Origin of the sequence: Microcoleus sp. Pol11C2, assembly GCF_036701505.1 — a bacterium.
In the GTDB taxonomy this organism is placed as follows: Bacteria; Cyanobacteriota; Cyanobacteriia; order Cyanobacteriales; family Microcoleaceae; genus Microcoleus.
On record NZ_JAUBQX010000055.1, the window covers coordinates 26553 to 39672 of the forward strand.

General features: G+C 46.6%; 11 protein-coding genes. 5 read left to right on the plus strand and 6 right to left on the minus strand.

Features of this window, described 5'->3' with window-relative positions:
• Positions 1 to 109 precede the first annotated feature (109 nt).
• On the minus strand, positions 110 to 505 hold the full coding sequence (locus tag QUA42_RS23275; RefSeq protein WP_006632892.1) for a response regulator: 396 nt from the start codon (positions 503 to 505) through the stop codon (positions 110 to 112).
• A 1493-nt stretch (positions 506 to 1998) separates the two neighbouring features.
• Between QUA42_RS23275 and QUA42_RS23280 the strand changes: the two genes are divergently transcribed.
• From QUA42_RS23280 to QUA42_RS23290, 3 genes are all read left to right on the plus strand, one after another.
• Entirely contained in the window at positions 1999 to 4551 is a 2553-nt protein-coding gene (locus tag QUA42_RS23280; protein ID WP_333140479.1) for a DNA topoisomerase (ATP-hydrolyzing), read from the plus strand.
• 120 nt (positions 4552 to 4671) lie between these two features.
• Positions 4672 to 6105 carry an ATP-binding cassette domain-containing protein gene (locus QUA42_RS23285; RefSeq protein WP_333140481.1) on the plus strand — a complete coding sequence of 478 codons (1434 nt, stop codon included), beginning with the start codon at positions 4672 to 4674 and terminating at the stop codon, positions 6103 to 6105.
• 125 nt (positions 6106 to 6230) lie between these two features.
• Positions 6231 to 6383, plus strand: a complete 153-nt coding sequence (locus QUA42_RS23290; protein WP_172186457.1) for a chlorophyll A-B binding protein — start codon at positions 6231 to 6233, stop codon at positions 6381 to 6383.
• A 217-nt stretch (positions 6384 to 6600) separates the two neighbouring features.
• Here the strand turns inward: QUA42_RS23290 and rpoD are convergent, their stop codons facing one another.
• Positions 6601 to 7767 carry an RNA polymerase sigma factor RpoD gene (gene rpoD, locus QUA42_RS23295; protein ID WP_333066828.1) on the minus strand — a complete coding sequence of 389 codons (1167 nt, stop codon included), beginning with the start codon at positions 7765 to 7767 and terminating at the stop codon, positions 6601 to 6603.
• 289 nt (positions 7768 to 8056) lie between these two features.
• Here rpoD and QUA42_RS23300 point away from each other — a divergent pair, with 289 nt between their 5' ends.
• Positions 8057 to 8353 (plus strand): hypothetical protein, encoded by a 297-nt coding sequence (locus QUA42_RS23300; RefSeq protein WP_333075110.1) that lies wholly within the window; start codon positions 8057 to 8059, stop codon positions 8351 to 8353.
• Positions 8354 to 8452: 99 nt separating this feature from the next.
• Here the strand turns inward: QUA42_RS23300 and QUA42_RS23305 are convergent, their stop codons facing one another.
• The 4 genes from QUA42_RS23305 to trxB form a co-directional block, all read right to left on the minus strand.
• The gene (locus tag QUA42_RS23305; protein ID WP_333066827.1) at positions 8453 to 8620 is read right to left on the minus strand and encodes a hypothetical protein; all 168 of its coding nucleotides are present in this window, start codon (positions 8618 to 8620) and stop codon (positions 8453 to 8455) included.
• A 255-nt stretch (positions 8621 to 8875) separates the two neighbouring features.
• On the minus strand, positions 8876 to 9076 hold the full coding sequence (locus QUA42_RS23310; protein ID WP_333140483.1) for a hypothetical protein: 201 nt from the start codon (positions 9074 to 9076) through the stop codon (positions 8876 to 8878).
• A 539-nt stretch (positions 9077 to 9615) separates the two neighbouring features.
• Positions 9616 to 10503 (minus strand): ABC transporter permease, encoded by an 888-nt coding sequence (locus QUA42_RS23315; RefSeq protein WP_333041561.1) that lies wholly within the window; start codon positions 10501 to 10503, stop codon positions 9616 to 9618.
• Between the two features lie 264 nt (positions 10504 to 10767).
• Positions 10768 to 12138 carry a thioredoxin-disulfide reductase gene (gene trxB, locus QUA42_RS23320; RefSeq protein ID WP_333140486.1) on the minus strand — a complete coding sequence of 457 codons (1371 nt, stop codon included), beginning with the start codon at positions 12136 to 12138 and terminating at the stop codon, positions 10768 to 10770.
• Positions 12139 to 12726: 588 nt separating this feature from the next.
• On the opposite strand from trxB, the gene QUA42_RS23325 reads away from it, so the two are divergent.
• Positions 12727 to 13062 (plus strand): hypothetical protein, encoded by a 336-nt coding sequence (locus QUA42_RS23325; protein ID WP_333140488.1) that lies wholly within the window; start codon positions 12727 to 12729, stop codon positions 13060 to 13062.
• Positions 13063 to 13120: the final 58 nt, after the last annotated feature.

Below are 13120 nucleotides of genomic sequence, written 5' to 3' on the forward strand. Positions count from 1 at the left end.
AACTTTGTAATTCTAGAGTTTTAATTGTTTGTTTGTTCAAACAAACAATTCTTTCTTCCTTCTTCCTTTTTCCTTCTTCCTTCTTATTCCTTCTGCATATATGGTTCACTCAATCAGGCAGCAAAGCCTTGATTTGATTAACAAACTCTTGATGGTCTACCACAGGTTTAGAGATGTAACCGTCGGCACCGCTTTGATCCAGAAATGTTTCTTTATCACCAGCCATCGCGTGAGCAGTCACCAAAATAATCGGCAGCGAGGCCGTTTGCGGGTCAGCCTTGAGCAGTTGAGTAATCTTAATGCCGTCAACAGATTTGCCCTGGTACACGCTGCGCGAAAGAGACACATCCATTAAAATCAAATCAGCTTCGCCGTTGGCAGCAATCTGCATCACCTCTTCAACATTTTCCGTGTGCTTCACGGCTAAGCCCCCCCGCTTAGTCAGAATTTTGGAAAAAACCCGAGCATTAACCAAATCGTCCTCTACAATCAGAACGGTTTTCATAAATAAATATGGGAAGTATAGAAACTTTGTGACTTTAGTCCAAAGAGGAACACGAGACGGGGACTACATTCCCCGTCAAAAATGCAGAGTTTTTAGCGCCATCAGCCGGGAACCCTGCAAAACCCGTATGTATATCCTTGAGCCACTAGCTGTGAGACGGTTTACAGATGCCTAGAAGCATCCAGTACCATCATTTAGACTACTACACACAGACAGTTTAGTTCTTTTTTATAACTAGACCTGACAGTGGTGAGAGTCTCAAGATTCTCAGGTAGCAGGTTTCTAGTACAATCCAGGACGCATGGACGACGCCTCGCAACCAGGTTTTTGCTCGTTTCGGCGGGCTATAACGAACTATTGCTATGAAAAAACCCGGTTTCTGACTAGCCGTGCGTCCTGGACTTATAGTATCCTCTCTTTCGGTCTAGCCTCCGGCTTCTACCATTTTAGATTTTAGATTTTAGATTTTAGATTTTAGATGGGAACTGATTGACTGGATATCAGTTTGGATCGCGGGCCTACAGTTGCATTATTTTTTGAACTGATATTAGATTCGGGAATGTGTGATAATTATTTTCCTTCTTCCTCATTAGAATCAAGCCCTGTTTATTCAAATAATCCCGTCGCCACAGCATTCGGAGTAGCGAATTGAGCGGGGATTGGCGGGGATTGTTGGAGATTCCTAATTCTCAGTTTTAACCCCTCAAAACGGCTTAAAATATTGACGCTTCCGTTCATCAAGGGGATGTCAGACTAAGAGATATAGCCAGGAGAGCTTTTGACTGATGAATTCATCAATATCGGCATTTTTGACACTCTCAGCGAGTCACGGCCACGCCCTATGGTTGAATAAGTCCAAAACTTGGACTTCACTCATAGTCCAGACGCCTCTACACGATCAGAACAAGTACCAGTACCAGAGGTATTCCAATTCCGCTTACTTTTCTTTTTTAAGACTTTCTAAGTCCATCACGCTGGGCAAAATAGGGTAAGCTCGATCGTCTACCATTGCTGCTTGATCCACGCTACGACTGTACTGAGACGAGATCAATCTGGGGTTTCTCCTGAATAAAATATTTCTTCGTGTAGAAGGTTATTCCTAATTGCAATTAAATTCTATCATAGATTGACGGGGACTCAAGTCCTTCGTGATGCTTTCCTAGGAAGAGCTACAGCCTCACTACGTTCTGAGTTTCTGGCCTTCCGTGTTCTCCTGTGAATCAACCTTCTCACGGCAGAAGGTAAATAGACAGGTAGGCGCAAATGAAGGCAACATAGAGGTTAGGGTAAGAGTGGAGAGTAAGAGGCAAGTGTTGCCCGTCTTCGGGACTCTGATTCTGCTTTCACAAGTTAAGTTTATTTTTATTCTTCAACTGGGCGGTTGAATCGAACTTTCGGTTCGCCTGCGGCAAAGGCTTTTAAATCGAGACAGGGAACCTCGGCATTATTGACAGAGGCTGTTTTCACTCAGGAATTAACGGACACAAGGACTCATGGCTAAACAACTCAACCTACTTTCCGGGCAAGTAATTTCTACGCCTCTGCACGCCGAGATGCAGCAATCGTACCTCGAATATGCCATGAGTGTGATCGTCGGGCGAGCTTTGCCTGATGTCCGCGACGGTTTAAAACCAGTTCACCGTCGAATTTTATATGCGATGCACGAACTCGGTCTGACGCCAGACCGACCTTACCGTAAGTGCGCCCGGGTAGTTGGAGATGTTTTGGGAAAATATCACCCCCACGGCGACCAATCGGTTTACGACGCTCTGGTACGTATGGTTCAGGAGTTTTCGAGCCGCTATCCTTTGCTGGCGGGTCACGGCAATTTCGGTTCGGTGGACAACGATCCGGCGGCTGCTATGCGCTATACGGAAACGAGGCTAGCGCCGATCGCCCACGAAGCTATGCTAACCCAAGTCGGCGACGCAACTGTTGATTTTACTGGTAACTTTGACAATTCGCAGCAGGAACCGACGGCGCTGCCTGCTCAGTTGCCGTTTCTGTTACTCAACGGCTGTACGGGCATTGCTGTGGGGATGGCAACTAATATCCCGCCGCACAATTTGGGGGAGGTGGTAGACGGTTTAATTGCTTTGATTGAAAACCCGGAACTATCGGACGAGAAGTTAATAGAACTGATTCCGGGCCCGGATTTTCCAACCGGAGGGGAAATCGTCGCTACAGAGGGCATTGTTGACGCCTACACTAAGGGTCGAGGCAGCATTGCGGTCAGGGGTGTGGCGGGGGTGGAAGAGGTGCCAGGTAATCGCAAGGTGCGTACTAAAACGGCGATCGTGGTGACGGAGTTTCCGTTTCAGGTAAATAAGGCGGCTTGGATTGAAAAGGTGGCGGAGTTGGTCAATGCTGGCCGCCTGGACGGTATTTCTGATTTGCGTGACGAGAGCGATCGCGAAGGCATTCGAGTGGTGATTGAACTCAAGCGGGAATTTACCCCAGAAGCGGTTCTCGCTCGCCTTTACCAACAAACAGACCTGCAAACAAATTTTGGCGCGATTTTGCTGGCAATTGTCAACGGTCAACCGCGACAGTTGACCCTGAGACAATTGTTGCAGGAATTTCTGGATTTCCGGGAAGTGACTCTTACCCGCCGCTACAATTACGAGTTGCAAGCTGCAGAACGCCGCTGTCATATTGTCCAAGGCTTAATGTTGGCTTTGACAAATCTCGATACAGCGATCGACATTCTCAGAAATTCTCCTGACGGCTCTACTGCTAAGCAAACTTTGCAAGTTCGCCTCAATTTGAGCGAAAGTCAAGCTGATGCGATTTTGGCGATGCCGATGCGTAGACTGACTGGTTTGGAAAGGCAAAATTTGCAGTCTGAGTTTGATGAGTTGATGGCTAATATTCAAGAATTGCAGCGGTTGTTGAGCGACAGGCGCGAACTTTTGAAGGCTTTAAAGAAGGAATTTCGCTCGCTCAAACGCAAGTACGCTGACCCACGCCGCACTAAATTCGCCAATGGAAATGCACGCGTAGCAAACGCCGAATCACAATTTGCTGGTAAGAAAAATTCTGGGGTGAAGCAGTTGTCGCCGGCAACCATTCAGCCGAACTTATTGCCCGTTCTAGAGGCAGAGGAAACTATTGTTGAATTTTCGCACAAGCAGTATGTGCGACGCTTGCCGACTGGGGAAAAGCCACGCTCGAAAAGTCGCGAAAAATCGGTTTCAGCTTTAGAAAAAAATGAAGATTTTATTGTGACGGCAAATCTGACGAAAACCGATCGCACTTTGGTTGTCTTAACTCCTAACGGCAAAGCTTACCCGCTGAAAGTGGCTGATATTCCTAGTAGTAGCGCCAAAGACCGGGGAACACCGATCGTTAGTTTGTTGTCGCCTAGTGCTACTAAAGAAAGTGCCGGTCGCGCTTTTTCGGAAATCACAGTTGCACACTTTATTTTGCCGGAAAATTCGGAAGCGGCAGATTTAGTAACTCTGACTCAGCAAGGGAAAATTAAGCGCTTGCCGATGCAGGAATTTGCTGATTTGACTAATCGTGGCGTTACTGTTGTTAAACTCAAGGAGGACGATCGGCTGCGCTGCGCGAGTCTGGGTAAAGTCGGCGAGCAAGTGGCGATCGCAACTTCAGGAGGCCGAGTCCTCCGGTTTGAGATTGATGACGAACAACTGCCGCCAATGGGCCGAAGCGCCCAGGGTTCTCAAGTAACCAGGTTGCGGAAGCACGAAGAGTTGGTGGGTTGTATCACTCTCGACCCGGAAGACAGTCTGGTGCTAATTTCTGAGTTGGGTTGGGCAAAACGAATGCCTGCGGGTTCTGTCAGACTTACTAACCGCGGCGAAATTGGTACTCAAGCTTTTCGCTTCGCAGAGCCTAAAGATGCTTTGGTTGGCTTGCTGCCGGCTGTTCCGGGTACGGATGTCAAACTTTTTACTAATTCAGGCCGCCTGCTGAGATCGGCTATTGATGCTATAGCTTTTTGGGGGAAAGATGCTGCGGGCGATCGAGTTTTTGACCTCAATCCAGGTGAAAAAATTATCAAAGTTATCAGCAGTCAATAGTCATTGGTCATTGGGCATTGGTAATGGGGAATTATTCTTCTTGCAAGACTTCTTCCCCCCGAGCATCAGACTTCAACATCCCAAATCTAAAATCTAAAATCTAAAATCTAAAATTGTTTAATGGCGCAAGTTGTATTAGAAAATATCTACAAAAGTTTTCCGCTCCGCCAAGGAGAACAGGAAAAAGAAGCAAACACCCTCGCAGAAAGTGTCTCGCCTCTAGCCGATCGCCCTTCGTCTAACAGCGTTTTGCGGCGCATTAACCTAACGGTCGAAGATGGGGAATTCATGGTGCTGGTGGGGCCTTCTGGCTGCGGAAAAAGCACTTTGCTGCGAGCAATCGCCGGTTTGGAAGTTTTGACGGCCGGCAATATTTGGGTTGGCGATCGGCTGGTTAACGATTTGCCTCCTAAAGACCGAGATATCGCTATGGTCTTTCAAAATTATGCTCTCTATCCTCACTTAACAGTTTACGATAATCTCGCCTTTGGATTGCGCCGCTCGGAAAGGGAGAAAGAAGAAGGAAGAAGGAAGAAGGAAGAAGGAAGAAGGAAGGAGGAAGAAGGAAGAGGGAAGAAAGTAGAAGAAATAACGGGGAAGATACAAGGAGAAGAAGGAAGCATTCAGCAGATAGAAAAAATTAGGAATAAGATAGAAGAAGTTATTAATGATTTACCTTCTAATTATTTTAAAAATCCTCTAAATTACCCTTTGTTTGAGGATTTTTTAGGAGGAGCGACTCGCAAGCTGCCTCCGGGTTTGCGCTATTTATCGGAACGGGAAAAGGCCGTAGGAGAACGAGTCCTGAAGGTAGCTGAATTATTGCAAATAGAATCTCTTTTAAATCGCTTGCCGAAACAACTTTCGGGAGGGCAAAAGCAGCGGGTCGCTTTGGGTAGGGCGATGGCTCGAAATCCTGAAGTTTTTTTGATGGACGAACCGCTATCGAATCTTGATGCGAAATTGAGGGCGGAAACTCGATCGCAAATTGTGCAGTTGCAGCGACAATTGCGAACTACAACTATTTATGTAACTCACGACCAAACTGAGGCGATGACGATGGGCGATCGAATTGCTATTATGAATAGAGGTCAGCTTCAGCAAGTAGCTCGACCTCTAGAGCTTTACAACAAGCCGGCTAATTTGTTTGTTGCTGAGTTTATCGGTTCTCCGCCGATGAATTTTTTGGCGGTGGAATTTAGTGCTCCGCTGTTGATTTCTCACCCGCAATTTCGCTTTACTTTACCCGATATTTGGGCAAAAAGTCTACAACAATATGACGGGCGAGGGCTAATTTTGGGCATTCGGCCGGAACATCTGAGCATTAACCCTCCGGCTACCAAAAATCTTTCGGTACAAGTGGAAATTGTAGAGGCTTTGGGACACGAAACTTATTTGGGGGTTTGTTTGACGGATGCTCCGGCGGTGCGGATGCAAGTGCGGGTTCCTCCTGAGCGATCGCTCCGAGTTGGCGAGGAGCTTTGGTTAGCCATCGCCCATGACAAAATTCACTTGTTCGACCCTGATACCGAGTTGGCTATTTTTCCTCGTTAGTCAAAATCATCAAGGTCGATCGACCGTTGTGACAGATCTCACAAATCACAAGCTTGCCTTTTTATCAAGGAATGTTATATTTATTTACATAAGCCTTACACAAGTTAACGAAAGGAGTTCGCACTATGCAAGAACAAAAACGCAACGCTTGGAACTGGGGCTTCAGCGAGGGAGCCGAAAATTGGAACGGTCGTTTGGCGATGATTGGTTTCTCTGCCGCTGTCATCATCGAATTGGTTTCCGGTCAAGGCCTGCTTCACTTTTGGGGCTTGATGTAATTTTCTAGTTAAGAATTTTTTGAGATTGCAAACAAAGCTTGGGAGTTCCGTAACGGACTCCCTAAATTTTGTCAGCGGAATTTGGGCAGCAAATAGCCAATTACTCTGGGCCATTAGCAGCACAAAATTTAACCGCTATAACTCAAACCGGGGCGGGGGGTCTCCCCCCCAAAAAAAGAGTGCGAATCACTCTTTTGGGTGATGCTAGCAAATTACTCTAGCGGATATATTCTTTTAAGATGCTGTTGCGGTTGGGATGGCGCAACTTCCGCAGGGCTTTAGCCTCGATTTGGCGAATTCGCTCACGAGTGACGTTAAAGATTTGACCAATTTCCTCCAAGGTCTTCATCCGTCCGTCATCTAAGCCGTAACGCAGCCGCAGTACATCCCGTTCTCGGGGGCTGAGAGTATCTAAAACGCTTTCCAAGTCCTCCCTGAGCAAGTTTTTCGAGACTTGATCTTCGGGCGTTTCCCCGTCAGATTCAATAAAGTCTCCCAGACGCGAGTCTTCCTCTTTGCCGATCGGAGTTTCTAGAGAGATAGGCAACTGTGCGGACTTAGCGATGAACCGCAACTTCTCGATCGTCATCTCCATGCGGGTAGCAATTTCTTCTTCCGTAGGCTTGCGACCCATTTCCTGAGACAGGAGTTTGGTAGTTTTCTTGATCCGCGAAATGGTTTCGTAAAGGTGAACCGGCAGGCGGATAGTGCGCGATTGGTCGGCAATTGCTCGGGTGATGGCTTGACGTATCCACCAAGTTGCGTAGGTAGAAAACTTGTAGCCTTTTTCGTGATCGAATTTTTCAGCAGCCCGGATCAGACCCAAAGAGCCTTCCTGAATCAAATCTTGGAAAGACAAACCGCGATTCATGTATTTTTTGGCGATCGACACCACCAAACGCAGGTTTGATTGCACCATTTTTTCCTTTGCCCGACGGCCGACGTGGAGTCGGTGACGGAATGCAGGAAGTGCCATATCTACTGCATTTGCCCATTCGCTGTCTTTGGGTTCGCGGTTATACTCTTCGAGCAGTTGTTCTCGAACTCGCTCTAATTCCAGCAAATCTGCAATCTTGCGCGCTAGTTCAATCTCTTCGTCAGCTCGCAGCAGTCGAATCCGACCGATTTCTTGCAGGTAAAGACGAATAGAGTCTTCAGTATAATGCTTTTTCTTTGCCTGTGCCCGACGGCGGGCTTTGGCGCCTTTGCCAGATTTAGGGTCTTCCTCAGATTGAGAGTCTAAGAATTCTTCTCGATCGTCTTCTTCGTCGATAAAGAGTTCTAACTCGCTCTCAGGTAGAACGCTTTCGGCGCCCCGAAGCAAGTCGATTGTTTCCATTTCCGGTGTAATTGTGGTTTCGAGTACGGTGTTAGCCTGGATCATGCCGTCTTCCTCATGCTCCTGAATTAAAGAATAAATAACAGTGGAATAGTGTCTGTTTGTAGTTTAGACAAGTTAGCCAGTATTGACATTCCCGCAGGAAAAAATAGTGGGATTTTCGGTCTGCTAGCTGAATCTGTTACCGAAACTGCACCAGTTTTATGAGTCAAAGTTCGAGTTCGGCTTTGAAGCAGGCAGCGCATTCAATCGATCGCAGATTTTAACATGGCGACCTTAAATTGAGCTGGCGGCTTTTTCTTTGGGAGCGAGTTACCACATCATCTGCAATACCTTGCCCCGAGAAGCAAACCATGAACTACGATCGATCGCACTTCCAAAAATACTGGCTTTTTTACTCGGTACTTCGAGTTTTTACCCGTACAAGTTTTCCGGCACGGAACCCTCTAACTTTTGTATTCTAGGTGTCGAACTTTTGATTCGCCTTGCTTTACTCTGGTTGTCAGACATGACAGTTGCGCGGCAAATTTTCGCCACTTTGGATGTCGGTCTGCTGCCTCAAATGCAACAGCAGAGGGTTGAAGCACCAAACGGGGAGAATCGGATCTTGCAAAGACCTTCCCGATTGTAGCCTTTCTCACAAAAAATGGAAGTTGTTTTCCATTGTTGGTCAAGAACTAGGAAAACTCTATCAGCTTAGCTTGACAATACTAACTTATGTCCGGCTCTGCTAAATCCTGAGAACGGCCCGCAAAAACTTTCGCACGATCGAACGGCGCTGTTTTCTGCGTATATCTGGGTGAACGGCTGCGGCGTAGTTGGCCAGACAGTTAGTAGCAGACAATTTTTGAGTTGCCCAAATTGGGACCAATACAATCCGTGTAGATACACCCATCATTACCCTGTTTCCCTGAATTGAATCATACGCAATCTGCGATTGAATAAAGCTCGTAGCTTTAGTTTTAAGCCGGCCACTCTGGATTAGAGACCGACTCTGACCCCCAATGAAGCGTTGCGGGTTGAGTAATGCAACAGGGGCTTTCATTGTTAAGTTAGCTCAAATCTCAGAAATTGGGTTTAATTTTGATGTTAAATCACATTAAGTTCTTAACGTCACATTCTTATTTAAGCAGTTCTACACGAGTTTGTCGCGTCAGTGGCAAAAACCACCAGGATAAATTCTACTGAGAGTTAACCCGCCGCGCAACTCTCGGCTGCGGATTTCTCTAAATTTTTTGGCTTTCGGTTCCCACTTGCGCGATCGCACATTCTCACAAACAACACAATTCGCCATCTTCCGGAAGTATAACTTCATGATTCCTTTAAATATATCGTAACCGTGTGAAGATTCCATAAAGCCTCTCAATCAATTTTAGGTAGCATTCCCGAATTGTCTTGATAATTTCAAGCAGACGCAAAAAAATTCCCAGCGGATGTTGATGCAACTGCCTGCAGATGATAACTCCGCCAAGGAAGAAAAATTTACCCAGTTAGCGATGTGCTTGCTATCGTTAGAGAAGGCCTAAACTCCAGGATACTTACAGCCATCGAACGGTAGGACGCTAGTGCGATGCTCAAAATTTTGTTATTATTTACAGCGTGTCATCAGAAAGCACACAGCCTTGCTTTATCCTCTACTCGGGTTTAAATTATCTGGCTTGACCTTTAGAAAATGAAGCTATCAAGAAAAATTTCAGATCCGTGTCTCTATTGACAACCCAATGAAGGTTTACTAGAAATAATTCACCTTCTTGAGAGAAAGATTTAGTAATTAATCGGGTCGAGATTACCCTCTCTTTATAGCGCCTGTTCTAGTCAGGACTTCAGTTTTTTTTATATTTGTGAATAAGCACTAAAGTCCTGACTGCGAAATTAATGTAACCGCGAGACAGATTACTGCTGATTCCGGAGGCGAGGGTTAACAAACTCGTTTAATCCTTCACCCACCAAAGACAGTCCCACCACCATTAAAGTCATCGCCAAACCGGGAAACAAAGCCGTCCACCAAATGCCAGTAGGTAGTGCATCTAAAGCTAAACGCAAGTCGTGTCCCCATTCAGGAGTTGCTTCGGGAAGTCCTAATCCGAGAAATCCCAAACCTCCTAATGTTAAAATTGCATCGGCAGCGTTGAGCGCAAACAGCACAGGTACGCTCTGAATCACATTCAGAAACAGGTAGCGCGAAAGCACTGTCCAAGTGTCAGCACCCATTGCTCGCGCGGCTTCGACAAACAATTCTGTTTTGACGCTGACGGTGTGATTCCTGACGACGCGGTAGTATTGAGGGATGTAGGAAATGCTCAGGGCGATCGCAGCATTCAAAACTCCTTTTCCCACTACAAACGCTAGCGTCAAAGAAAGTAGCAGCCCCGGCAAAGTATAAATTGTATCCATTAAAAATAACAACACTCGATCGAGCTTACCGCCCAAATAACCGCTAACGAGACCCAGCGGCACACCGATAAACAAACTCAAAGCAGTGGCTAAAATTACCACTTGCCAAGCCGCGCGAGAAGCAAACAGCGTGCGGGAAAACACATCGTAGCCGCTGCGGCTAGTACCAAACCAATAATTCGCCGACGGCGGTTCGTGGATGGGGTTAATCAAAGCCTCGGTAGGATTTTGCAGCCATCCCCAAGCTTGCATAGCTGGAGACAAGGTGGCTACCAATATAAACACGGCAGTTATTGTCAAACCTGCCCACATCATTTTCATTGACAGGCTTGACGGTGAGGCAATGTTGTTGAGAAATCGCGGTAGTCGGAGGCGGCTTTGAGCCATAATGACGATCGACCTATATAAGACTTTTCGATTTTAGTAGCACTCAGGCGAAAAAACCCGGAACAGTCAAAAATCCTCTTTCTCATTCCCCCAACACTCGCGACAAACCGGGTTTTTTCGCGCGATGGGGCTAAAAAAAACCGGTTTCTCCCCTGCACGGGACTGGCGTGCAGGAGAGAAACCGGGTTTTTGGCAGGCGGGACGCAAGTTGAGTTTAGGTTAAATCTCTCTTGGCGAATCTCACATCTAAACTCGCTCGAATTCCTACAAATTACTGGCAATTAACTCGCGGTACTGGCTTTTCGGCTTAACTCCTTTGAGCTCAGCCACCAAATCTTTGTCTTTGAAATACTGAATCGTCGGCGTACCAATCACGCCAGCATTTTCAGCAATTTCTGGATCTTCTTCGATGTCAATTTCCACGTAGTGGATTTTGCCCTCGAACTCATCTACTACTTTGCTCAAAATCGGCTTGAGGCTGTGGCAAGGCCCGCAACTCGGAGAGGCATATTTGACCACAATCAGTCGATCGCTATCGTGGAACAACTTCCGCAAAGCATAACCTCCTTCGTGGCGCGTGTCTTGGATATCAAAGTTCGCGCTGGTTTTGCGTACTTTTTGAGCTTCCGGCGCTGCGACGGGTTGCTCGGATTCCTCGGTTTGGCGGAATTCCTGAGCTAAACCATTGGACGACAGCCACCTTTCTGCCAGCATCGCGCCCATACAACCGCTACCGGCGGCGGTGATGGCTTGGCGAAACTCGTGGTCTTGCACGTCGCCGACGGCGTAAACTCCCTCGACGCTGGTTTCTACCGAACCGTGTTTGGGAACGATATAGCCTACTTCGTCAAGTTCTAACTGACCTTGGAACAGTTGAGTGTTGGGAGTGTGACCGATCGCGTAAAACAATCCCTTAACCAGCAAATCACTCTCGGCGCCGGTTTCGATATTTCTAATTCTCACCCCGTCCATTTTGCCGCCCGGTTCGCCCAAGATATCCACTGCTTCGGTGTTCCAGTGCACGGTAATTTTGGGATTGCTCAGCACCCGGTCTTGCATGGCTTTGCTCGCGCGCATTTGATCGCGCCTCACCAACATATGTACGTGAGAGCCGTATTTTGTCAAATAAATAGATTCTTCCGCTGCTGTGTCGCCCGCGCCGATTACAGCTAAATCTACTCCTTTAAAAATTGGGGTAGCGCCGTCGCAAATCGCACAGGCAGAAATGCCGTGACTCCAAAATACGTGTTCGCTAGGCAGCCCCAGCCTTTTGGCCGTCGCGCCTGTAGCGATTACTATCGTGTGGGTTTTAATTTCTCTGTCTTCCGATCGCACTGTAAACGGCCGCTGGCTCAAATCCACCGAAATTACATCTTCTGTGTATAATTCGGCACCCCAGCGGACTGCTTGAGCTTTCATCCGATCCATGAGTTCCGGCCCGGTGATCCCTTCAGGGAAACCGGGGAAGTTTTCTACTTCTGTGGTGGTCATCAGTTGACCGCCGGGAACGCCTCCGGCTTGGTAGCCTTCAAAGACTACGGGTTTCAGGTTGGCCCTCCCGGCGTAGATGGCTGCGGTGTAGCCTGCCGGCCCTGAGCCGATAATTACTAGGTTTTCTACGGTTTCGTTGGTCATAGCTATTTACTTAAACTCATAACGACTTCGTTTTACTAATTCTAGCAGAGTTTGATCGAGTTTGGTTTGATGCCATTGTGCGATCGAGCATCTGTATCTATTTTTGAGGGTCGATCGGTATTCGGGACAATTCCAGCTATTTTAATAAGCAAAAACAATCTAAAAGTCGATTTAGTTTTAAATGTTCGATCTATTCTGACTGCTGAAATCTTAAGAAAATCTAAAGTTGACCCAAATTATTGACTTCATTCTCAATTATTTTACCTATTTACTTGCTTTGAGGCTTGTGGTAAGATTTTTACAATCTATGGGCATTCTGACTAATTTAAGTTTTTGATGCTGAAAGCTTTTAAAATCGTCAAATTAACGAACTCTGCAAATGTAATAAGTCCAATTGTTTATGCAAAATCCGCATTTTATGGTTTAAGAATTGTAACGGAGATTTTGGTAAGTTTGACAAAAGACATGATTTGTGGTATGGAAGGTGAGGTCGGGGGGGGAATTCGATCCAGCTTTTTAACCGCAGATGTGGGCGGATTAACGCGGATGAACGCGGATAAGTAAGATCGAATTTTGCTTTTTAAACTTGTGGATAAAATCAAGATATTGTTTGTGTGCAGTCAGAATAAGTGGAGGAGTTTGACTGGCGAGAAGATATGGGAGAATGTTAGCGGCTACAGCGTGCGATCGGCGGGAACGGAAAAAGGTGCAAGAATTAGAGTAACTGAGGGTCTTGTCGGTTGGGCAGATGTGATATTTGTGATGGAGAAGAAGCATGGCGATCGACTCCGCAGCAAATTCCCGGAAAGTCTCGAAGGCAAGAAGCTTATTTGCCTGCAAATCCCGGACAATTACCAATATATGGAACCGGAGTTAGTCGAGCTTTTGCAGGCGAAACTGAACCCCTATAGCAATCCTAAATGATTTTCTATACCTAGAGCAATCCTAATTAATTTTATCCGTGCAATTATATTGATGTATT

Bases quoted from the DNA above. Each gene is read 5' to 3' on its own strand.
- QUA42_RS23285 (WP_333140481.1), top strand. From the start codon at position 4,672: ATGGCGCAAGTTGTATTAGAAAATATCTACAAAAGTTTTCCGCTCCGC.
- QUA42_RS23290 (WP_172186457.1), top strand. From the start codon at position 6,231: ATGCAAGAACAAAAACGCAACGCTTGGAACTGGGGCTTCAGCGAGGGA.
- QUA42_RS23305 (WP_333066827.1), bottom strand. From the start codon at position 8,620: ATGATGGGTGTATCTACACGGATTGTATTGGTCCCAATTTGGGCAACT.
- QUA42_RS23280 (WP_333140479.1), top strand. From the start codon at position 1,999: ATGGCTAAACAACTCAACCTACTTTCCGGGCAAGTAATTTCTACGCCT.
- QUA42_RS23275 (WP_006632892.1), bottom strand. From the start codon at position 505: ATGAAAACCGTTCTGATTGTAGAGGACGATTTGGTTAATGCTCGGGTT.
- trxB (WP_333140486.1), bottom strand. From the start codon at position 12,138: ATGACCAACGAAACCGTAGAAAACCTAGTAATTATCGGCTCAGGGCCG.
- QUA42_RS23310 (WP_333140483.1), bottom strand. From the start codon at position 9,076: ATGGAATCTTCACACGGTTACGATATATTTAAAGGAATCATGAAGTTA.
- rpoD (WP_333066828.1), bottom strand. From the start codon at position 7,767: ATGATCCAGGCTAACACCGTACTCGAAACCACAATTACACCGGAAATG.
- QUA42_RS23315 (WP_333041561.1), bottom strand. From the start codon at position 10,503: ATGGCTCAAAGCCGCCTCCGACTACCGCGATTTCTCAACAACATTGCC.